This window comes from Pseudaeromonas aegiceratis (genome assembly GCF_046254905.1).
Taxonomy (GTDB): domain Bacteria; phylum Pseudomonadota; class Gammaproteobacteria; order Enterobacterales; family Aeromonadaceae; genus Pseudaeromonas; species Pseudaeromonas aegiceratis.
The window spans coordinates 3,617,695-3,638,661 of sequence record NZ_CP158016.1 but is presented as its reverse complement, the minus strand read 5'-3'; the positions used below and the strand labels follow the sequence as shown (position 1 = coordinate 3,638,661).

Here is a 20,967-nt window from a genome sequence, read left to right as displayed (position 1 = left end):
CATGCAACTGAATTCCACAGAAATTGCCGAGCTGATTAAAAAGCGTATCGAGCAATTTGAAGTCGTCACCGAGGCGCGTAACGAAGGGACCATCGTCTCCGTGAGCGACGGTATCGTGCGCATCCACGGCCTGGCCGACGTGATGCAAGGTGAAATGATTGAACTGCCGGGCAACCGTTATGGCCTGGCACTGAACCTGGAGCGGGACTCCGTTGGTGCCATCGTCATGGGCCCCTACGCCGACCTGGCCGAGGGTCAGAAGGTGACCGGCACCGGCCGTATCCTGGAAGTGCCGGTGGGTACCGGCCTGCTGGGTCGGGTGGTGAACACTCTGGGTCAGCCCATCGACGGTAAGGGTCCGATCGACAACGACGGTTTCTCACCGGTCGAAGTTATCGCCCCCGGCGTTATCGCCCGTAAGTCCGTGTCCCAGCCGGTACAAACCGGCTACAAGGCCGTGGATTCCATGATCCCCATCGGCCGTGGCCAACGGGAACTGATCATCGGTGACCGTCAGACCGGTAAGACCGCCCTGGCCATCGACACCATCATCAACCAGAAAGACTCCGGCATTAAGTGTGTGTACGTGGCCATCGGCCAGAAGGCATCCACCATTGCCAACGTGGTCCGCAAGCTGGAAGAGCACGGTGCCCTGGCCAACACCATAGTCGTGGTGGCCTCCGCGTCCGAGTCTGCCTCCCTGCAATACCTGGCCCCCTATTCCGGTTGCGCCATGGGTGAGTACTTCCGTGACCGCGGCGAAGACGCCCTCATCATCTATGATGACTTGTCCAAGCACGCCGTTGCCTACCGTCAGATCTCCCTGCTGCTCCGTCGTCCGCCAGGACGTGAAGCCTTCCCCGGCGACGTTTTCTATCTCCACTCCCGTCTGCTGGAGCGTGCCGCTCGGGTGAACGAAGAGTATGTGGAAGAGTTCACCAAGGGTGCCGTGAAGGGCCAGACCGGTTCACTGACCGCGCTGCCGATCATCGAAACCCAGGCCGGTGACGTGTCCGCCTTCGTACCGACCAACGTGATCTCCATCACCGATGGTCAGATCTTCCTGACCACCCAGCTGTTCAACGCCGGTGTGCGTCCGGCGGTGGATCCCGGTATCTCAGTATCCCGGGTAGGTGGTGCGGCTCAGACCAAGATCATGAAGAAGCTCTCTGGTGGTATCCGGACCGCACTGGCCCAGTACCGCGAGCTGGCGGCCTTCGCCCAGTTCTCCTCCGATCTGGATGACGCCACCCGCAAGCAGCTGAGCCATGGTCAGAAGGTGACCGAGCTGATGAAGCAGAAGCAGTATGCCCCGATGAGCGTGGCTGGCCAGTCTCTGGTGCTGTTTGCTGCCGAGCGTGGCTACCTGGATGACGTCGAGCTGGAAAAGATCACCGCGTTCGAATCAGCGCTGCTTGCCTTTGCCAGTTCTGAGCACGGGGACCTGATGGCGGAAATCAACGCCAAGGCGGATTACAACGATGACATCGTTGCCCGTCTGAGCGCGCTGCTGGACGCCTTCAAGGCCACCCAGACCTGGTAACCCAAGGTGGCCGTCGTGAGGCGGCCACAGACGAGGAGGGTCTAAGATGGCCGGCGCTAAAGAGATACGAAACAAGATCGCGAGTGTGAAGAACACTCAGAAGATCACCGGCGCAATGCAAATGGTGGCGGCGTCCAAGATGCGCAAGGCGCAGGATCGCATGGCTGCCAGCCGTCCGTATGCAGTCACCATGCGCAAGGTGATCGGTCACATCGCCCTGGGGAGCTTGGAGTACAAGCATCCTTACCTGGAAGAGCGTGACGTCAAGCGGGTAGGCTACATCATCATCTCTACCGACCGTGGCCTGTGCGGTGGCCTGAACATCAACCTGTTCAAGGCCGTGCTGGGTTCCATGAAAGAGTGGCGTGAGCAAGGGGTGGAGAGCTCTCTCGCCCTGGTGGGCTCCAAGGCCAGTAGCTTCTTCGGACGCTACGGCAAGGCGGTCCTGGCTCAGGCGGCCGGTTTCGGCGACAACCCCAGCGTCAGTGAGCTGGTGGGGCCGGTGCGGGTGATGCTGCAGGCCTTCGACAACGGTGAGATCGACCGGCTGTACCTGGTGTACAACAAGTTTGTGAACACCATGGTGCAACAGCCCAAGGTCGAACAGCTGCTGCCGTTGCCCAAGTCAGATGATGACAAGATGGCCAAGCATCACTGGGACTACCTGTATGAGCCGGATCCCAAGCATCTGCTGGATAAGCTGCTCAGTCGTTACATAGAGTCACAGGTTTACCAGGGCGTGGTTGAGAACCTGGCCAGTGAACAGTCCGCCCGTATGGTGGCCATGAAGTCAGCGACCGAAAACGCCGACACACTGATCAACGATCTGCAACTGGTGTACAACAAGGCCCGTCAGGCCAGTATTACCCAGGAACTGACCGAGATCGTGTCCGGTGCTGCGGCGGTTTAGGGCTAAGGTATTCATAGGTTTAGAGGATTTGACATGAGTAACGGTATCATCGTTCAAGTCATCGGTGCCGTGGTGGACGTCCAGTTCCCCCAGGACGCCGTACCAAAGGTGTACGATGCACTGAAGATTGTGAGCGAAGGCCAGACCCAGGGTCTGGTTCTGGAAGTTCAACAACAAATCGGCGGCGGTGTCGTCCGCTGTATCGCCATGGGTACCTCAGACGGTGTGCGTCGCGGTGCCGAAGTGGCCAACACGGGTGAGGCCATCAAGGTGCCGGTCGGTACCGCTACCCTGGGCCGCATCATGAACGTGCTGGGTGAGCCGGTGGACGAACAGGGTCCCATCGGTGAAGACGACCGTTGGGTTATCCACCGTGAGGCCCCCAGCTACGAAGATCAGTCCAACACCACCGAGCTGCTGGAAACCGGCATCAAGGTAATCGACCTGATCTGTCCCTTCGCCAAGGGCGGTAAGGTCGGTCTGTTCGGCGGCGCCGGTGTGGGCAAGACCGTCAACATGATGGAACTGATCAACAACATCGCCAAGGCGCACTCCGGTCTGTCCGTGTTCGCCGGTGTGGGTGAACGGACCCGGGAAGGTAACGACTTCTACTACGAAATGAAGGAGTCTAACGTTCTGGACAAGGTGGCCATGGTGTACGGCCAGATGAACGAGCCGCCCGGAAACCGTCTGCGTGTGGCCCTGACCGGTCTGACCATGGCCGAGAAGTTCCGTGACGAGGGGCGTGACGTGCTGTTGTTCATCGACAACATCTACCGTTACACCTTGGCCGGTACCGAAGTATCCGCCCTGCTGGGCCGGATGCCGTCCGCGGTAGGTTATCAACCGACCCTGGCCGAAGAAATGGGCGCCCTGCAAGAGCGGATCACCTCCACCAAGTCCGGCTCCATCACCTCCATCCAGGCGGTGTATGTACCGGCGGATGACTTGACCGACCCGAGCCCGGCCACCACCTTCGCTCACTTGGACTCCACCGTCACCCTGAGCCGTCAGATCGCCGCCCTGGGTATCTACCCGGCCGTGGATCCGCTGGATTCCACCTCCCGTCAGCTGGATCCGCTGGTGGTGGGTCAGGAGCACTACGAAGTGGCCCGTGGCGTGCAGTCCGTGCTGCAACGCTACAAGGAGCTCAAGGACATCATCGCCATCCTGGGGATGGACGAACTGTCCGAGAGCGACAAGCTGGTGGTGGCTCGTGCCCGTAAGATCGAACGTTTCCTGTCCCAGCCGTTCAGCGTGGCGGAAGTGTTCACCGGCTCGCCGGGTAAGTATGTTTCCCTGAAGGACACCATCCGTGGCTTCAAGGGCATTCTGGACGGTGAGTACGACGATCTGCCCGAGCAGGCGTTCTACATGGTTGGCTCCATCGACGAAGTGGTCGAGAAGGCCAAGAAACTCTAATCCGAGGCAGGAGGTTCTATGGCCGAGATTACCTTCCACCTGGACGTGGTCAGCGCCGAGGAGATGCTGTTCTCCGGTAGGGTTGAGTCCGTTCAGGTTTCCGGTGCGGAAGGGGAACTGGGTATCCGCCATGGCCACGCGCCCTTGCTGACGTCCATCAAGCCCGGCATTGTGCGGCTGATCAAGCTGCACGGTGCCGAGGAGCTGATGTACATCTCCGGCGGTATGCTGGAGGTGCAGCCGGAGAACGTGACCGTGCTGGCGGACACCGCCATTCGTGCCGAGGACATAGACGAGGCCAAGGCGCAGGAAGCCAAGCGGGCGGCGGAAGCCAAGATGAACGGCAAGTCCGGCGACGTGGACTATGCCGAAGCCATTGCCGAGCTGGCCAAGGCCATGGCTCAGCTGCGCGTGGTGGAGTTGACCCGCAAGAACTACCGTTAAGGCGTTCTTGGCAGACAAAAAGCGGCTTTCGAGCCGCTTTTTTTATTGGCTGACGGTACACTACGGCCAGCGAACACAAACATGAGATGGTTGGTTATGTCCCTACAGGTGGTGATATTGGCGGCGGGCAAAGGGACCCGCATGCGTTCTTCCTTGCCCAAGGTGCTGCATCCGGTGGCGGGGCGGCCCATGGTCAGCCACGTGATCGAGACGGCCCAACAGCTGGGGGCGACCCAGCTGCATCTGGTTTATGGCCACGGCGGCGAGCTGTTGCAGCAACGCCTGTCCGCCCAGGTGAACTGGGTGCTGCAGGCCGAGCAGCTGGGCACCGGCCATGCGGTGGCCCAGGCCATGCCGGCCATTGCCGATGGCGACAATGTGCTGGTGCTGTACGGCGACACGCCGCTGATAAGCCAAGCGACGCTGGAGCGGCTGCTGGCGGTGCAACCCCAGGGTGGCATCGGCCTGCTGACGGTGAACCTGGCCAATCCCACCGGCTATGGCCGCATCCTGCGCCAGCAGGGCGCCGTGGTGGGTATCGTCGAGCAGAAGGATGCCTCGGCCGAACAGCTGGCCATCAATGAGGTCAATACCGGGGTGCTGGTGGCGCCGGCTGCCCAGCTCAAGGCCTGGCTGGCGGGGCTCACCTGCCAGAACGCCCAGGGCGAGTATTACCTCACCGATGTCATCGCCGCGGCCCATGCTGCCGGCGCGCCCATCGCCACCGCCCAGCCGGAACAGGCCTGGGAGACCGAAGGGGCCAACAACCGGCTGCAGCTGGCTCAGCTCGAGCGTCATTTTCAACGCCGGGCCGCCGAGCAGCTGATGCTCGACGGCGTCACCCTGCTGGATCCCGCCCGCTTCGATCTGCGCGGAAGCTTGCACTGCGGTGAAGATGTCATCATAGATGCCAACGTCATCATCGAGGGGGAGGTCAGCCTGGGCAACCGGGTGCAGATCGGCGCCGGTTGTGTGCTCAAGTCCTGCCATATAGGCGATGACAGCATCATCAGCCCCTATACGGTGATCGAGTCATCCAAACTGGCCACCGGCACCACCATAGGGCCCTTCGCCCGCTTGCGCCCGGGCTGCGAGCTGGCGGCGGACGTGCATGTGGGCAACTTCGTCGAGGTGAAGAACGCGCGCCTCGGCGTGGGCACCAAGGCCGGCCACCTCTCCTACCTGGGGGACAGCGAGATCGGCGCCAACGTCAACGTGGGGGCGGGCACCATCACCTGCAATTACGATGGCGCCAACAAGCACAAGACCATCATCGAAGATGATGTGTTTGTCGGCTCAGATACCCAGCTGGTGGCACCGGTGACGGTGCGCAAGGGGGCCACCATAGGTGCCGGCACCACGGTCACTCGCGAGGTGGGGGAGAACGAGCTGGTGATCACCCGGGTGCCGCAGCGGCACATCGCTGGCTGGCAACGGCCGGTGAAGATCAAGAAGTGATGGATTGGGTCAGTCGACGGCGCCTCAGGGCGCCGTTGGTTTTTCTGCCGTTGGCATGGGGTGGATCAGCCGCATCACCAGCAGGCAATACAAGCCGGTGAGCAGTACCGTCACCACCCGATCGCTCAGTATCCAGAAGCCCTGGTCCAGCTTGGGCAGGGCCGAGCCCAGCAACGCCAGGTAGACGGTCAGGGCCGCCTGAATGAGAGGCGGGGCCATGCCCAGCGCCAGGCGACCGGTCAGCCACAGGCTGCCACACAGGCAGAGCAGGGCCGCGATGACGGGGTGAAAGAAGATGCCGCACAGGATCACCACCGGTAGGGCCACCAGGGCACCCAGCAGGTTGGAGTAGAGCAGCTGGCCGCCTTGCTGGCGGACCAGGCTGGCATCACTGGCCCGCAGCAGGTTGGCCAGGGTGGCACCGATGAGCACGGCGCTGTTGTCTTTCACCAGCAGCGCCAGCCAGAGGGCCAGCAGCAGGGCTAATGTCTTGGCCAGCACACTCCAGGCCGAACCCTGCACCTGGGCTGCCGCCTCGGTCTGGCTCTTGGGCAGGGCGCCGGGCCAGAGGGCATGGGCCAGCAGGCACCAGAGATAGGACTCGGCGAAGGCGCCGCCCATCATCCAGGCGATATGGGTGGGCAGGGAGACATTCAGCTGCACCAGCACCATGCTCAGGCTGGCCACCAGCAGGATCAGCATGCCGGGCAGATCCGCCTGGTTGCGGGCCAGGCGGGCAAAGGCGGTGGCGCACAGGGCTGCCATGGCGAGCCAGAAGGCCACCGGTTGGTTACCCGTGATGCGGGCCAGCAGCCCCACCAGCAGGCTGGTGGCCAGCACCAGCAACAACAGCTTGAGCAGCAGGCTCAGGGGCGGGCGCCCGGGGAACATCATCAGCAGCATGATGACGAAGATGCCTACCAGAAAGGGCAGGGGCTGCCCCAGGGCAAACCCCAGTCCCATGGCCGCCAGCGGGGCGACGGCCAGCCGCAGGCAGGGGGCGCGCCAGATGGCGGCGGACGAACTCATAGGATGTAGGAGAGCCAGCTGTACACCCGGATCCAGCCGGCGCCAATCCAGTCCATGGGCCGCACCTTGTGGGTGTAGAGGATCACCGAGGCCCGGGAGCCGTAGCGCAGGGCGTGGGGCAGGGGCTCGGTCAGCACCAGGTTCACCGGGAAGGCGCGATCCTGATTGCCGGGCCCGTCGCTGGTGAGCAGCCCAGTGGTGGGATCCGTGGTGCCGGACAGGGCGCTGCCCCAGCCCAGGCTCTCCACCCTGGCCGGGAATACCCGACCGGGCAGCACGTCAAACACCACCTCCGCTTCGGTGCCCGGTTTCAGATACTCAAGTGAGTTCTCCGGCAGCATGGCGTTGATCCAGATCGCATGGGTGTCGATGAAGGTCATGGCCGGTGTGCCCACAGCGGCATACTGGCCGGGGGCCAGCTGCACATTGGTGATGACCCCATCGTTAGGGGCGGGCACTGTGGTGCGCATCAGATCCAGTCGGGCGCGGGAGAGGGCCGCCATGGCCTCCTGCAGCCTGGGATTGGCTTCACCGGCGGGGCCCAGGTTCTGCTTGGCCCGCTCCAGCTCGGCCTTGGTTGCCGATAGGGTGGCATCCGCCTGTTGCAGGGCGGCCACCGCCTGATCCTTTTGCGACTGGGACATGACGCCACGCCGCACCAGCTCCATCACCCGGGCCGATTGCTCCCTGGCGTTGTTGTAGGCGGCGGTAGCCTGCAGCACCTTGGCCTGGGCGGATTGCACCGCCGCCGTGTCGGCCCCCAGGCTCTGGCCCACGTTGGCCACCTGGGCTTCCGCCTGGGTCAGGGCTATCTGGTAGGGCTCGGGATCCAGCATGAACAGGGGTTCCCCCTGCTTGACCACCTGGTTATCGCTGACCGTCACCTCCGAGACCCGGCCCGCCACCTCCGGCGCCAGCCGGATGAGAAAGGCCTGCACGCTGCCCCCCGTGGTCATGGGGGTGAGGCGCTGGGCAAACAGCACATAGATCAGCAGCAGCAGTGCCAGGCCGGCCAGTCGCAGGGTCAGCTGGCGCACCGGATCCTGTCCGGTCTGGGTGTCCGTTTCCTGGTCAGTCATGGTTCATCCTTGGGGCGGAAGTTCGTCGGCCTGGGTCGGCGCCGTGGCCGGTTGCTGCACCCAGCTCATGAATAATTGATAGCCCATGGCCAGCAGGGTGGCGCCCAGAAACATCCCCAGGATGCCACCATTGACCATGCCCCCCAGGGCGCCCAGCAGCACCACCGGCATGGGGGCCTCCACACCGCGACCCAGCATCATGGGCTTGAGCACGTTATCCACCATGCCGCCTACTACCAGCAGCACGGTGAAGATCACCGCACTCAGGGTGCCGTGCTCGCCGCCCATCCACAGCCAGAGGATCACCGGAATCGTCACCAGGCTGGCGGGGATCTGGGCTATGCCAAAAATGAGTACCAGCAGGGCCAGCAGGCCCGCCAGGGGCACGCCGGCCAGCATCATCAGCAGGCCGATGAGCAGCGCCTGGATAACGGCGACCCCCAGGATGCCCATGGCCACCGCCTGTATGGTGCGACTGGAGAGTTGAATGAAGCCGGGGCCGCGGATCGGGTCCAGCAGGCGGTCGGCGATCCGGCCCATGGCGGCGGCGCCGGGGGCGCTGAAGGCCAGCATGATGCCGGCGATGACAAAGGAGAGCAGGAAGCTCAGCAGGCTACCGCCCATGCTGGCGGCGGTGCTGAGCAGGGTCTTGAGGATGGAGCCCAGCTCCGGGGCCTTCTGCTGCAGCAGGCTGGGCAGATCGGTGGCGGCCTGTTGCCAGACGGCGTAGAGCTTGTCCCCCACCCACGGCCAATCCGCCACCTTGGCCGACGGGGTGGGCACCTGCCATTGGCCGGTGGCGACGTCCTTCAGGGTGTCGGCCATGGAACCCACCAGCAGGGCGCTGGGCACCAGCAGCAGCAGCACGCCCAACAGCACCATCAGGGTGGCGGCCAGCCCCTGCTTGCCGCCCAGCCGGCGGCTGAGTTTCTGGTGGCTCGGATGCAGGGTAATGGCCATCACCAGGGCCCAGAGCATCAGGGCCAGGAAGGGCGAGAAGATGCGGTAGCAGACGTAGACCAGCAGCAACAGCAGGCCGCCCTTGATCAGGGCCTCCAGCACGGCATTGCGCAGCTGTTGTTCGGGTGGGATGGGGGTCATGATGGCTCCTTTTGCGTGACGGTGTGGCTCCTCTGTCTACTATGGCACCAGAGGTGTTGGGTGCCAAGTGATGCTTTATTACCGTTATTCGCGAACAAAACGAAAGTTTGATGGGTGTTTTTGTTTCGCTTGATCTTTCGTTCTGTAGGGTTAAACTGCCTGTACTTTCCCTCGGCGGCACAACGGAATACCGGATGCAGAAACGCAACACCCAGCAGCGTCGTCACGCCATCATCAGCCTGCTGACCCAGAAGGGCGAGGTGAGTGTGGACTCACTGGCCCGGCTGTTCGAGACCTCAGAGGTCACCATCCGCAAGGATCTGGCGGAGCTGGAGAAGAATGGGCTGTTGCTGCGTCGCTATGGCGGCGCCGTCCCCGTGCCCAGTGAACTGGTGCCGCCGGTACAGGAGGAAGAACAGGTTTCGAAACGAAAGATGGCCATCGCCCGCCGTGCCGCTGGTCTCATCCGGGATCACAACCGGCTCATCATCGACTCCGGCAGCACCACGGCGGCCTTGATCCCCGAGCTGGCCCAGCGCCGCGGCCTGGTGGTGATGACCAATTCCCTGGTGGTGGCCGGCGCTCTGCGGGAGCTGGAGAACGAGCCCACCCTGCTGATGACGGGCGGCACCTGGGATCCCCACTCCGAGTCCTTTCAGGGCCAGGTGGCGGAGCAGGTACTGCGCTCCTACGATTTTGACCAGCTGTTTATCGGCGCCGCCGGCGTCGATCCGGCGCGGGGCACCACCACCTTCAACGAGCTGATCGGCCTGTCCCGGGTGATGGCCGAGGTCGCCCGGGAGGTGATAGTGCTTGCCGAGTCACACAAAGTGGGCCGGCGGATCCCCAACCTGGAGCTGCCCTGGGCCAGCATAGATGTGCTGGTGACCGATAGCGGTTTGAGTGCGGAATTGCAGCAACAGATTGAACAACAGGGCGTGCAGGTGATCTGTGCCCCTGACAACCTCTGAAGAACAAAAGGAATAAGATCATGTGCGGAATTGTCGGGGCTGTGGCCCAACGTGATGTGGTGGATATTCTGGTAGAAGGCCTGCGTCGTCTGGAATACCGTGGCTATGACTCCGCCGGGGTGGCGGTGGTGAACGATCATCAGCTGCAGCGGGTTCGACGCCTGGGCAAGGTGCAGGAGCTGGCCGTTGCGCTGGCCGCCAGCCCCTTGTCCGGCGGCACCGGCATTGCCCACACCCGCTGGGCCACCCACGGTGAGCCTTCCGAAACCAATGCCCACCCCCACGTCTCCGGCAGTCTGGCGGTGGTACACAATGGCATCATAGAAAACCACGAAGAGTTGCGCGCCAAGCTCCAGGGGCTGGGCTATGAGTTTGTCTCCCAGACCGACACCGAGGTGATCGTCCACCTGGTACATCATTATCGCAAGACGACCGGCAGTCTGCTGGAAGCGCTACAGACGGCGGTGAAGGAGCTGCGGGGTGCCTACGGTACCGTGGTGGTGGACAGCGCGGATCCCGAGCGCCTGGTGGTGGCCCGCTCCGGTTCCCCCCTGGTGATCGGTCGGGGTATCGGTGAAAACTTTATCGCCTCGGATCAGCTGGCCCTGCTACCGGTGACCCGCCGCTTCCTGTTCCTCGAAGAGGGGGATGTGGCCGAGGTGACCCGTCATGAGGTGACCATCTTCGATCTCAATGGCAAGCCGGTGGTGCGTGCCGAGACGGAGTCTGAACTGTCCCATGATGCGGGTGACAAGGGCGAATACCGTCACTACATGCAAAAGGAAATTTTTGAACAGCCCAAGGCGCTGAACAGTACGCTGGAAGGTCGTCTGACGGCGAACCACCTGGTACCGGAAGCCTTCGGCAATGGTGCCCGCCAGATCTTAGAACAGATCCAACACGTGGAGATCGTGGCCTGCGGTACCTCCTATAACTCCGGCATGGTGTCCCGCTACTGGTTCGAAGAGCTGGCCGGCGTCACCTGCAACGTGGAGATCGCCTCCGAGTTTCGCTATCGCAAGTCGGTGACCCGCCCCGGCAGTCTGCTGGTGACCCTGTCCCAGTCCGGCGAGACCGCCGATACCCTGGCGGCCCTGCGTCTGGCCAAGGAGTCCGGCTACATGGCCAGCCTGGCCATCTGCAACGTGCCCGGCTCCTCCCTGGTGCGCGAATCCGATCTGGCCTTCATGACCCGGGCCGGTGCCGAGATCGGTGTGGCCTCCACCAAGGCCTTTACCACCCAGCTGGCCGGCCTGCTGATGCTGGTGGGCAGCATTGGTCGCTGCCGTGGCAACATGGACGAGGCGACCGAGACCCGACTGGTCAAGGCGCTGCATGGTCTGCCGGAACAGATCCGTCAGGGCCTGGCCATGGACAAGCAGATCCAGACCCTGGCCGAAGAGTTTGCCAACAAGCACAACAGCCTGTTCCTCGGTCGCGGCAGCCAGTACCCCATCGCCATGGAAGGGGCACTGAAGATGAAGGAGATCAGCTACATCCACGCCGAGGCCTATGCCGCCGGCGAGTTGAAGCACGGTCCATTGGCACTGATCGACGCCGATATGCCCATCATAGTGGTTGCGCCCAACAACGAGTTGCTGGAGAAGCTCAAGTCCAACGTGGAAGAGGTACGGGCCCGGGGCGGCTGCCTGTATGTGTTTGCCGATGAGCAGGCCGGCTTCGTCTCCGACGCCACCATGCGGGTGATCGCCATGCCCAAGGTGGATGAAATCATAGCCCCCATCGTCTACACACTGCCGATGCAGCTGCTCGCCTACCATGTGGCCATCATCAAGGGCACGGACGTGGATCAGCCCCGCAACCTGGCCAAGAGCGTGACGGTGGAATAAGAAGCCCGATCAGCTCATTGCCACTCCAAGGGCCCCGTAAGGGGCCTTTTTCATTGGTCACCGGTCCGGCCTCACTGACGGATTATTGCTCTCCCGGCAAGAGTCCCTTGCCGCAGGCTGGCTTGATGCCGGGCGGCGGGGGCGATATGGTCATCCGTTATCGTCCATTGCCCGCGTTCGAGTCAGCCAGGAGTCAGTATGAGTGAGTACGTTCCCCCCAAGGTCTGGCAGGTGCCCGCCCATTCCGGCGGTCAGTTTGCCAACATCAACCGGCCGGTCTCCGGTGCCACCCATGACCAGGATCTGCCGCTGGGGCAGCATCCGTTGCAGCTCTACTCCCTGGGCACGCCCAACGGCATCAAGGTCACCATCATGCTCGAGGAGCTGCTGGCCTTGGGGCACGCCGATGCCGAGTACGATGCCTGGCTCATTCGCATCGGTGAGGGGGAGCAGTTTGGCAGCGGCTTCGTGGCGGTGAACCCCAACTCCAAGATACCGGCACTGCTGGATCGCAGCGGCCCCGAGCCCATCCGGGTATTCGAGTCCGGCTCCATCCTGCTCTATCTGGCGGAGAAGTTCGGTGCCCTGCTAGCTCAGGATCCGGCCGGTCGCACCGAGACCCTCAACTGGCTGTTCTGGCAGATGGGCGCGGCTCCCTTCGTGGGGGGCGGCTTCGGCCACTTCTATCAGTACGCCCCGCTGAAGCTGGAGTACCCCATCAACCGTTACGCCATGGAGACCAAGCGCCAGCTGCACCTGCTGGACAGCCTGCTGGCCACCCGGCCCTATGTGGCGGGCGAGGCCTACAGCATCGCCGACATCGCCATCTGGCCCTGGTATGGCGCCCTGGTGCTGGGGGATCTCTACCAGGCGGCCGAGTTCTTGTCGGTGCAGGAATACCCGCATCTGTTGCGCTGGGCTCAGACGGTGGCGGCCCGGCCGGCGGTGCGGCGGGGGCGGCGGGTCAACCGCTTAGGCGGGCCGGAGAAGGGCGAGCTGGCCGAACGGCACGCCGTCGCGGATCTCGACTAGCCGGCTTGCTGTTCCCGGCACAGCTGCAGCCAGGCCTCGGCCGCGCGGGAGAGGTAGCGCTGGCCATGCCAGATGACCCCCAGTTGCCACAGCAGCGGCGGGGTCAGGGGATGGCAGCGCAGCTCCTGCAGATCCAGCTGGCGGCAGATGGGTTCGGGTAAGAAGGCCACCCCCATGCCGCTGCGCACCATGGCGGCAAGAAAGTCCCACTGGCTGGAGCGGGCCGCCACCGTGGGTGCAAAACCGCAGGCCTGGCAGCCCTGCTCCAGCCGCTCGCTGAGGGTGAAGGAGTGGGTGTAGAGCAAAAAGGGGGTCTGCTGCAGATCGGCCAGGGAGAGGGGGCCCGCCGGGGTCTCGGCCTGGCCGGGGAGTACCGCCAGCACAGGGTGCTCCGCCAGGGCCAGGCTCTGCAGCACCTCGCCGGAGCGGGTGGGCAGCATGGTCAGGGCCACATCCAGCTCGCCGTCGCTCACCGCCTGTTCCAGATGGCGGCCGCCGTACTCCACTATGCTGATCTCCACCTCCGGATAGCGCTGGCGGTAACGGCGGATCAAGGGGGCGTAGATCTGTCCCACCATGGGGGGGATGCCCAGGCGTAGCCGGCCGCGGCGCAGACTCCGTAGATCCGTCAGTTCGCTCTGCAGCTGGGCCAGCTCCGCCAGTATGCTCTGGGCACGAGCCAGCAGCAGGTGGCCCGCCTCAGTCAGCACAAAGCTGTGGCCCTGGCGATCCAGCAGGGGTTCGCCTATCTCCTCCTCCAGGCTGCGCACCATCTTGCTGATGGTGGGCTGGGTGACGCACAGCTGTTCCGAGGCGCGGGTGAAGCTTTGCTGGCGTACCAGCTCGACGAAGTAGCGCAGGGCGCGAATGTCCATGGGGTTAATCCATTCCTTATTGGCATAAAATTTATAATAAAAATTCATTTCAAGACTTATCTCGGCCTCCCTACACTGTGATCTACTTCACAAAGGGAGGCCCCATGGCCAAATTGCAACACCTGTGGCGCATCAGTGCGCAGATCGTCCTGCTGGCCGGGATCTGGCTGTTGGCGGACTGGGCGGTGCGCAGTTGGTCCCTGCCGTTGCCGGCCAATGTCACCGGCATGCTGGCGTTGTTGGCCCTGCTGCTGCTGGGCTGGGTGCGGGTGGAGTGGTTCAGTGCCGGCGCCGGCTGGTTGTTGGCGGAGATGCTGCTGTTCTTCGTGCCGGCGGTGGTGGCCGTGGTCAATTACGGTCGCCTGCTGCTGGACGACGGCTGGCGTATTGCCCTGGTGTTGCTGTTGAGTACCGCCATGGTGATGGCGGCCACCAGCCTGGTGGTGGATCGCCTGTATCGGCTGGAGCTCTGGCTGGCCCGGCGGAGCCGCCGCCATGCTTGAGTGGGGCCGGGGTGTGCTGTTCCTGTTGTTGACCGTGGCGCTCTACTACCTGAGCAAGGCCCTGTACCGCCGCTTTCCCCTGTTGCCGTTGACGCCCCTGTTGCTGACGCCGGCCCTGCTGGTGGCCGTGGTGCTGCTCAGTCATGTGAGCTATGCCGACTACATGGTGGAGTCCCACTGGCTGCTCTGGTTGCTGGGGCCCGCCACGGTCGCCTTTGCCGTCCCCGTCTACCTGCATCGCCAACTCATCCGCCGTCACTGGCTCTCTCTCACCCTGGGGGTGGCCACCTCTGTGCTGGTGGCGGTGAGCAGCACCGTCTGGCTGGCCCGCTGGCTGCACCTGTCGGATCTGCTGCAGCGCAGCCTGGCCATGCGCTCCATCACCACCCCCTTCGCGGTGGAGGCGACGCGGGCGGTGGCCGGCCAGGTGGATCTCACCGCCCTGTTCGTGGTCCTCACCGGGGTGATCGGCATGGCCATCGGTGAGGGGCTCTTGACCTGCATGATGATCCGCAGCCGCCTGGGCCGCGGCGCCGCCATGGGTGCCTCTGCCCACGGCGCCGGCACGGCCCGCGCCTACCAGATGGGACCCACCGAGGGGGTCATCTCCAGCCTGGTGATGCTGATCGCCGGGGTGATGACAGTGCTGCTTGCCCCTTGGCTTGGCCGCCTGTTCTGGTAGTCTCTTGCCATCTTTCTGCAATTATTCCGTCTGATCATTAAGTTATGTAAGCAAACGCCCGGGCCCAGTCCCGGGAATCGGCTATGCTGATGACCCAGGTTGGTCATCAATGTTAAGGGAATGATTTGATCCCCCTCCATCGTGCTCGTTCCGTCGTCTGGCAGGGTACCATCCTGGCCTGTCTGTTGGTCCTTTGGATCCTGGTGTGTCGCCTTCTGTCCATTCCTGTGCTGCCGGTGGATGAAACCCGCTATCTGTCGGTGACCTGGGAGATGTGGCAAAGCGGCCAGTGGTGGCTGCCCCTCATCAACGGCGAACCCTATGCCCACAAGCCGCCCCTGCTGTTCTGGCTGGTGGCGCTGGCCTGGCGCCTGTTGGGCGTCTCGGACCCGGTTTCCCTGCTGGTGGTGCCCCTGCTGGGATTGGGCAACCTCTGGCTGTTGACGGCCCTGGTGCGCCTGCTGGCTCCCAACCGGCTGCGTACCGCCTGGCGGGCGCCCCTGGTGCTGGCCAGCCTGTTGATCTGGCAGCTGTATTGCGCCGTCACCTTCTTCGATCAGCTGATGAGCCTGGGGGTGCTGGCCAGTCTCTACGCCCTGCTGCGCCATCAGGCCGGCGCGGGGCGGCGCTGGTTTTGGCTGGCGGGGTTGGCGATGGGCTGGGGCCTGCTGGCCAAGGGGCCCGTGTTGCTGGTGTATCTGGTGCCCCTGGTGCTGGGGGCGCGCTACTGGCTGCCCGGCCGCTGGTCCCGGGCGGGCTGGCTGAAGACGGCCGGCTTGGCCTTGCTGGTGGGCATAGTGGTGATCCTGTGCTGGGCGCTGCCCGCCGCCTGGTACGGCGGGGCCGCCTATGCCAAGCAGATCTTCTGGTCCCAGTCGGCGGGCCGGATGACGGACTCCTTCGCCCATGCCCGCCCCTTCTACTGGTATCTGGTGTTGCTGTTGCCCATGTTGCTGCCCTGGCCCCTGGTGTGGCGTTGGCGGCGACCTGTGATGTCGGATCCCCTGCTGCGCCTCGCCCTCTGGGGCCTGCTGCCGCAACTGCTGATCTTCAGCCTGTTTAGCGGCAAGCAACCCCATTATCTGTTGCCCTGCATGCCCTTTGTCGCCTTGGGGCTGAGCCAGCTGTTGCCCAAGCGGTTGCCTCGCAACTGGGGGCTGCTGGTGCTCTTGGGGCTGTTGGCGCTGGCGTTTGCCGTGCTGCCGGAGCTGATGACGCGGCTGTGGCATCAGGCCAGCGTGGCGCCCGCCTGGCGGGCATTGGCCTTGCTGCCCCTGGTCCTGTTGGCCTGGTTGTGGCACAGGCCCGGCTTTATCGCCACCGCGGTGGCGCTGCCGTTGTGTCTGGGGGCCGCCTTGTTGGCCATGGGGTCAGGCCTGCAGCGGCACTATGATCTGACGCCCATGGCCCGGGTCGTGGTGGCGGCCCAGCAGGCGGGCCAACCGGTGGCACACCTGGGCAAGTATCACGATCAGTTCCGCTATCTGGGGCGGGGCGAACAGCCGCTGACGGTGCTGGATCCGCCCCAGGTGGCCGCCTGGTTTGCCGACCATCCCGATGGCCTGCTGGTGCTGGATCGCAAGCGGCTCACGGCGGACTGGCTGGCGGCGGCCCGCTTTCACCAGCCCTATCGAACCCGTCACTATCTGTTGCTGGATCGGGCCGGCTGGCAGCGGTTGTTCCCCTGAGGTGGGGCTGTTCCGTGACTCAGCTGGAGCGCATAATGACAGGCTCACCAAGCCAGGGAACAAGAGGGGACGGTTATGGGGCGTTGGCGACATGCGGGCTGGTTGTTGTGCTGTTTGACGGGGGGCGCCTGGGCCTGCGCCGATGTGAATTGTTCTCCCCCCCTCGCCCTGCAGCTGGACGAGGGGCAGTGTGGCCTCACCGGCCTGCCGTTCCTGGCCGCCGATAACGATACCCGGGTCAACCTGGCGCTGTTGGCCGAGGCCGACGACCACTTCCTGTTGCCGGCGCAGCTGCCGGTCCCCTTCACCCTGGAACAGCTGGCTCCCGCGGTCGATGAGGACGGCGGAACCGATCGGCTGGCCGGATTGGCCCAGTCCCTGGGGGTCGCCGCCGAGCCGCTGGCCGAGGCCAAAGAGCGCAGCGACGGCTGGCTGGCCGGTCGCTGCAGCCTCAATCGACTGAGTACCACCGAACCCTTTCTGACGGCCTTGCAACAGGATGCCACCCTGCCGGCGACGACGCGCCAGACGCTGGCGGAATCCCGCATCGCCATGGTGGGCCTGTGTCAGGCCGACACCCTGCCCAGCCTGCAGGATCTGCCCGACGAGGGGGGGGCGGCCCCCTATGCCGACTACCTGCGGGGGGCCCGGGCCTTCTACCTTGCGGACTTTGACGAGGCGGACCGCCTGTTTGCCCTGTTGGCTGACCAGCCTGCCGGCTGGCTGGCCGAGACCGCCCGCTACCTGCAGGCGCGGGTGGCCCTCAACCGGGCCCAGGTCAGCGCGGCGGACGAGTATGGTTTCTACGACCTGAGCCGGGTGGATAAGGCCGCCCTGCAGCAGGCCTGGCAGCGGTTGGATGCCTACCTGGCAGCCTATCCCCAGGGGCGGTACGCCGACTCGGCTCGCGGTCTCTACCGGCGGGTGGCCTGGCTGCTCGGCGACGAGGCGGCCCTGGGCGGCCAGTATCTGGCGCGCCTGCAGCAGGGCAGCGTGCCCTTCAGTCTGTTCGACGAGATCGACAACAAGCTGCTGGCCGCCCCGGACAAGCCCATGACGGCGCCGCCCTTCATCCTGGTGCAGGATCTGCGGCTGATGCGGGCCATCTCCGAGTGGGAGACCCGTTGGCAGCCACTGAACAGCGATCAGCTGGCGGCCCAGCAGGGCGTCTTTGCCGGTGCCGGCTGGCAGCCTTACTGGGACTATCTGCAGCTGGCGCAACGCTACTATGTGCAACAGGATCTGGCCGGGGTGCTGAGCCTCACCGAGCAGACGCCGGCCCAGCTGCCGCCGCTGTTGCAGTTCAGCCGCCAGATGCTGCGGGGCATGGCCCTGATGGGCCTCGCCCGCTGGCCTGAGGCCGAACGCCACTGGCGGCAACTGCGTCGGGGTGGCGTCTCCGCCGCCCAGGGCAAGCTGCTGGATCTGGCCCTGGCCATGACCCTGGAGCGGGCGGACCAGCTCGACAGCCTGTTTGCCGCCGATGGCGGCCTCGCGGAGCCCCTGCTGCGTGAGCCCCTGTTGCGCTACAGCGCCGCGGCGCCCCTGCTGCGCCAGCTGGCCCAGAACAAGCAGCTGCCTCGCGCCCAACGCAATACCGCCCTGTTCACCCTGCTCTACAAGGATCTGACCCGCGGCCATTACGCCGACTTCTTGCAGGACAAGCGCCTGATCGGCCCGGCCTTGGGTCAGGAGCCCTTCTCCTTCACCGCCTTCGGCAAGCTGCCCCGGCCGGACGGCTATGCCTGCCCGGCGCTGGACGAGACGGTGGCCAGCCTGGCCAAGGCGACGAATCCAAGGGCGCTTAATTGCCTGGGGGATCTGCTGTTGCAGCAGGGCTGGGACGACAGCCCCCTGGGGGTCAAGCCGGATGCCAGCGTGCTGGGGGGCGCGCCGGATCGCTTCGCCGGTGTGCCCCAAGGGCGCCTGAGTGGGTATCGCCAGGTGATCGCCGATCAGCAGGCGCCGGCGGAAGATCGCAGCTATGCCCTCTATCGCGCCATCAACTGCTTCGCCAGCAGTGGCTACAACCACTGTGGCAGTGAAGACATTCCCAAGACCGAGCGTCAGGCCTGGTTCCAGACCCTCAAGGGGACTTACGGCAAGACCCGCTGGGCGGCCAAGCAGAAGTATTACTGGTGAGGTGGCTGGCGTGTGGCCTGCTGCTGTTGGCGCCATCCCTGGCGGCCGCCACCGTTTCGGCAGAGCACTACCAGGCCTTCTGGCTGTGGGCCGGGGTGCGACCCCAGCCGGTGCTGGCCCAGGCGCAAACCCTCTATCTGCTGCAGGGCGAGGTGCGGCGGGACGGTGGCTTGGTGGCCCTGGGCCCGCCGGTTTCCTCCTTGAAATTTCCCCGGCTCTGGCTCAGCTACCGGGTGCAGACCCTGGCCTGGTCCCCCGGCGTGATGCGGGATCTGCTGCGCCAGCGGGCCGCCTGGCAGGCGGCGGGCAATCCGGTGATCGGGCTGCAGATCGACTTCGATGCGGGTACCGCCGACCTGGCGGACTATGCCGCCTTCTTGCGCCACCTGCGGGTCGAGCTGCCGGACGATTGTCGGTTGAGCGTCACGGGCTTGCTGGATTGGAGTGCCAACGGTGAGGTGGCGGTACTCAATGGCTTGGCGGGTACTGTGGATGAGCTGGTGGTGCAGACCTACCGCGGGCGCCAGACCGTCACCGGCTATCAAGCCTATCTGCCGCCCTTGCTGCGTCTGACGCTGCCGTTCAAGCTGGGTCTGGTGCAAGGGGGGGAGTGGGAGCCGGCCTGGCAGCAGCGCCTGGCCGAACTGCCCAACTACCGGGGGGAGGTGGTGTTCCTGCTCAACCCGTCTGCTGCCTGATCCGCCAGGCGGCTCTGTTCACGGATCCAGGCCACGGCCGCCGCCTCGTCGGGCAGCACGGCGCATTTTAGTCCGGCCTGCCGATAGATGGTTTCCCAAAAATTCTTCTGCAGGGCGCGGGCCTGCGGGTTGCGCAGCTCGATGGCGGTGCAGCAGCGCCCTTGTGCCATTTGGGCTCGGGCGGCGCGGATCAACCGTTCTGTGGCGTCTTGCGTCATCAGCGCCTCGCCCATGACCACCAGATGCACCCCCCAATGACGGCAGCTGAGCTTGGCGATGGCCTGCCGCATCTCCTGTTGATACGCCTTCACCAGTTCCTCATTGCTGCTTTCCGCCACAAAGATGCGCAGAAAATCACCATGGCATTCGATGGCGTAAAAACCGTGCTGTTGGGCTTGCTTGGTCGGGATCATGGCCTGTTCGTCGCTAAGAGACTCATTGTGCTCAGCCTAGCGGATCGCGACGGGCTTTGCAGCCGGGTGCCGCGGTAAAACGCCGCCTTGGCTAGGGCAGGGGCTGGCCGCGGGCCGTCTGGTAGAGCTGGTACCAGGTTTCCCGGCTCAGCATGATTTCCTGGGCTTGGCCGAAGGCCCGCAGCCGATCTCCCTGGCGGCACTCCACCACCGGCTGTATGCCCGCCGGGTGACGCAGCAGCCAGGCCAGCACCAGGGTTTCCGGCAGGCAGTGATAGTCGGTGGCCAGCTGGTTGAGCAGGCGGCAGATGGGGGCTGTGTGGGGCAGGGCGCCGGGGCCGCCGCTGAAGCGACCCTGGGCCAGACTGTGGGCGGCCTGCAGCTGAATGCCGTGGCGCTGGCAGTAGATCAGGGTCTCCTGACCGGCGCCGTGGCCGGGCAGATCCGCCTCCAGCCAGCGGCGCTGGCCCAGGCTCATCTCCTGTTGCAGCACCAGGGGGGGCTCCGGCAGGAGTTGCTGCAACCAGGCCAGTTGGGTGGCCTGCAGGTTGACCGCCCCCAGCAGCCGGACCTTGCCGGCCTGCCGCAGCCGGTACCAGGCTTCAAGCAGCTCCTCCGGCTCCATCAGGGGGTCGGGTCTGTGCAGCAGCAGAATATCCAGGTAATCGGTGTGCAGCCGCTCCAGGCTCAGCTCCACGCTTTGGATCAGGTGACGGGCGCTGAGATCGTAGCGACGGCAGTGATCGGCCTCTTCCGGTACCAGGCCGCACTTGGTCTGCAGGATAAATTGTTGGCGTAGGGTGGGTTGGCGGCGAAACAGCTCCCCCAGCACCTGCTGGCTCTTGCCGTGATGGTCGCTGTCGGCCTGATCCAGCTGGCGCAGACCGCAGGCGAGCGCCGCCTCCAGCAGCACCTCGGCCTGCTGCACCGCCCGGCGCAGCAGGGGCGTCTGTTCGCCATCGGCACCCAGACTCCGGCAGCTCAGGACGAGCCGACTGGCGGAGGGCAGGCGCAGCTGGAGGGGAAACGTCATGGGCGCTCCTGGACTGGGTATCCGTCAAGACTAGACCCAGGATCCGCGCCTTCGCCAGTCAGGCGGGCTCCCCCGTTGGGGGGAGCCAGATGAG

General features: G+C 64.7%; 19 protein-coding genes. 13 read left to right on the top strand and 6 right to left on the bottom strand.

All coding sequences use genetic code 11. The annotated features are described in order from the left end of the window. Window position 1: 1 nt before the first annotated feature. The 5 genes from atpA to glmU all read left to right on the top strand — a co-directional run bounded on the left by atpA (window position 2) and on the right by glmU (window position 5,777). Window positions 2–1,543 (top strand): F0F1 ATP synthase subunit alpha, encoded by a 1,542-nt coding sequence (atpA, locus tag ABHF91_RS17050; protein ID WP_409421421.1) that lies wholly within the window; start codon window positions 2–4, stop codon window positions 1,541–1,543. A gap of 46 nt (window positions 1,544–1,589) precedes the next feature. Next, window positions 1,590–2,453, top strand: coding sequence for a F0F1 ATP synthase subunit gamma (atpG, locus tag ABHF91_RS17045; protein WP_409421420.1), 864 nt, complete (start codon window positions 1,590–1,592; stop codon window positions 2,451–2,453). A 33-nt stretch (window positions 2,454–2,486) separates the two neighbouring features. Next, entirely contained in the window at window positions 2,487–3,875 is a 1,389-nt protein-coding gene (gene atpD / locus ABHF91_RS17040) for a F0F1 ATP synthase subunit beta (protein ID WP_409421419.1), read from the top strand. Between the two features lie 18 nt (window positions 3,876–3,893). Further along, window positions 3,894–4,319: a F0F1 ATP synthase subunit epsilon gene (locus ABHF91_RS17035; RefSeq protein ID WP_345014535.1), complete on the top strand. Its 426-nt coding sequence runs from the start codon at window positions 3,894–3,896 to the stop codon at window positions 4,317–4,319. A gap of 96 nt (window positions 4,320–4,415) precedes the next feature. Beyond that, window positions 4,416–5,777, top strand: coding sequence for a bifunctional UDP-N-acetylglucosamine diphosphorylase/glucosamine-1-phosphate N-acetyltransferase GlmU (gene glmU, locus ABHF91_RS17030; RefSeq protein WP_409421418.1), 1,362 nt, complete (start codon window positions 4,416–4,418; stop codon window positions 5,775–5,777). Between the two features lie 24 nt (window positions 5,778–5,801). Here glmU and ABHF91_RS17025 read toward each other — a convergent pair whose 3' ends face one another. Genes ABHF91_RS17025 through ABHF91_RS17015 form a run of 3 tightly spaced genes read right to left on the bottom strand, consistent with a single transcriptional unit; the run spans window position 5,802 to window position 8,986 of the window. Then, window positions 5,802–6,806, bottom strand: a complete 1,005-nt coding sequence (locus ABHF91_RS17025; RefSeq protein WP_409421417.1) for a DUF2955 domain-containing protein — start codon at window positions 6,804–6,806, stop codon at window positions 5,802–5,804. Continuing rightward, window positions 6,803–7,885 carry an HlyD family secretion protein gene (locus ABHF91_RS17020; protein ID WP_409421416.1) on the bottom strand — a complete coding sequence of 361 codons (1,083 nt, stop codon included), beginning with the start codon at window positions 7,883–7,885 and terminating at the stop codon, window positions 6,803–6,805. Before ABHF91_RS17020 ends, ABHF91_RS17025 begins: the two co-directional genes overlap by 4 nt. A gap of 3 nt (window positions 7,886–7,888) precedes the next feature. Next, window positions 7,889–8,986 (bottom strand): AI-2E family transporter, encoded by a 1,098-nt coding sequence (locus tag ABHF91_RS17015; RefSeq protein ID WP_409421415.1) that lies wholly within the window; start codon window positions 8,984–8,986, stop codon window positions 7,889–7,891. 194 nt (window positions 8,987–9,180) lie between these two features. Between ABHF91_RS17015 and ABHF91_RS17010 the strand changes: the two genes are divergently transcribed. The 3 genes from ABHF91_RS17010 (at window position 9,181) to yghU (ending at window position 12,839) form a co-directional block, all read left to right on the top strand. Continuing rightward, window positions 9,181–9,957: a DeoR/GlpR family DNA-binding transcription regulator gene (locus ABHF91_RS17010; protein ID WP_409421414.1), complete on the top strand. Its 777-nt coding sequence runs from the start codon at window positions 9,181–9,183 to the stop codon at window positions 9,955–9,957. A gap of 20 nt (window positions 9,958–9,977) precedes the next feature. Next, window positions 9,978–11,807, top strand: a complete 1,830-nt coding sequence (gene glmS / locus ABHF91_RS17005) for a glutamine--fructose-6-phosphate transaminase (isomerizing) (RefSeq protein WP_409421413.1) — start codon at window positions 9,978–9,980, stop codon at window positions 11,805–11,807. A gap of 198 nt (window positions 11,808–12,005) precedes the next feature. Next, window positions 12,006–12,839 (top strand): glutathione-dependent disulfide-bond oxidoreductase, encoded by an 834-nt coding sequence (gene yghU / locus ABHF91_RS17000; protein WP_409421412.1) that lies wholly within the window; start codon window positions 12,006–12,008, stop codon window positions 12,837–12,839. On the opposite strand, the gene ABHF91_RS16995 is transcribed toward yghU, so the two are convergent. Continuing rightward, window positions 12,836–13,714, bottom strand: coding sequence for a LysR family transcriptional regulator (locus tag ABHF91_RS16995; protein ID WP_409421411.1), 879 nt, complete (start codon window positions 13,712–13,714; stop codon window positions 12,836–12,838). The two genes, yghU and ABHF91_RS16995, sit on opposite strands and share 4 nt — an antisense overlap. A 104-nt stretch (window positions 13,715–13,818) precedes the next feature. Here ABHF91_RS16995 and ABHF91_RS16990 point away from each other — a divergent pair, with 104 nt between their 5' ends. The 5 genes from ABHF91_RS16990 (at window position 13,819) to ABHF91_RS16970 (ending at window position 19,427) form a co-directional block, all read left to right on the top strand. Then, window positions 13,819–14,217: a CidA/LrgA family protein gene (locus ABHF91_RS16990; protein ID WP_409421410.1), complete on the top strand. Its 399-nt coding sequence runs from the start codon at window positions 13,819–13,821 to the stop codon at window positions 14,215–14,217. Continuing rightward, the gene (locus ABHF91_RS16985) at window positions 14,210–14,899 is read left to right on the top strand and encodes an LrgB family protein (protein WP_409421409.1); all 690 of its coding nucleotides are present in this window, start codon (window positions 14,210–14,212) and stop codon (window positions 14,897–14,899) included. The genes ABHF91_RS16990 and ABHF91_RS16985 overlap by 8 nt, the downstream gene beginning before the upstream one ends. Window positions 14,900–15,102: 203 nt before the next feature. Beyond that, window positions 15,103–16,587, top strand: a complete 1,485-nt coding sequence (locus ABHF91_RS16980; protein WP_409421408.1) for an ArnT family glycosyltransferase — start codon at window positions 15,103–15,105, stop codon at window positions 16,585–16,587. A gap of 144 nt (window positions 16,588–16,731) precedes the next feature. Next, a complete protein-coding gene (locus tag ABHF91_RS16975) occupies window positions 16,732–18,729 on the top strand; it encodes a hypothetical protein (protein ID WP_409421407.1) in 1,998 nt (665 codons plus the stop codon). Continuing rightward, complete coding sequence (locus tag ABHF91_RS16970) at window positions 18,699–19,427, top strand: DUF3142 domain-containing protein (protein WP_409423147.1); 729 nt, start codon at window positions 18,699–18,701, stop codon at window positions 19,425–19,427. The genes ABHF91_RS16975 and ABHF91_RS16970 overlap by 31 nt, the downstream gene beginning before the upstream one ends. Here ABHF91_RS16970 and ABHF91_RS16965 read toward each other — a convergent pair. Both ABHF91_RS16965 and ABHF91_RS16960 read right to left on the bottom strand, forming a co-directional pair. Next, window positions 19,382–19,840, bottom strand: coding sequence for a hypothetical protein (locus tag ABHF91_RS16965; RefSeq protein WP_409421406.1), 459 nt, complete (start codon window positions 19,838–19,840; stop codon window positions 19,382–19,384). The two genes, ABHF91_RS16970 and ABHF91_RS16965, sit on opposite strands and share 46 nt — an antisense overlap. A 91-nt stretch (window positions 19,841–19,931) precedes the next feature. After that, window positions 19,932–20,873, bottom strand: coding sequence for an aldo/keto reductase (locus tag ABHF91_RS16960; protein ID WP_409421405.1), 942 nt, complete (start codon window positions 20,871–20,873; stop codon window positions 19,932–19,934). Window positions 20,874–20,967 lie beyond the last annotated feature (94 nt).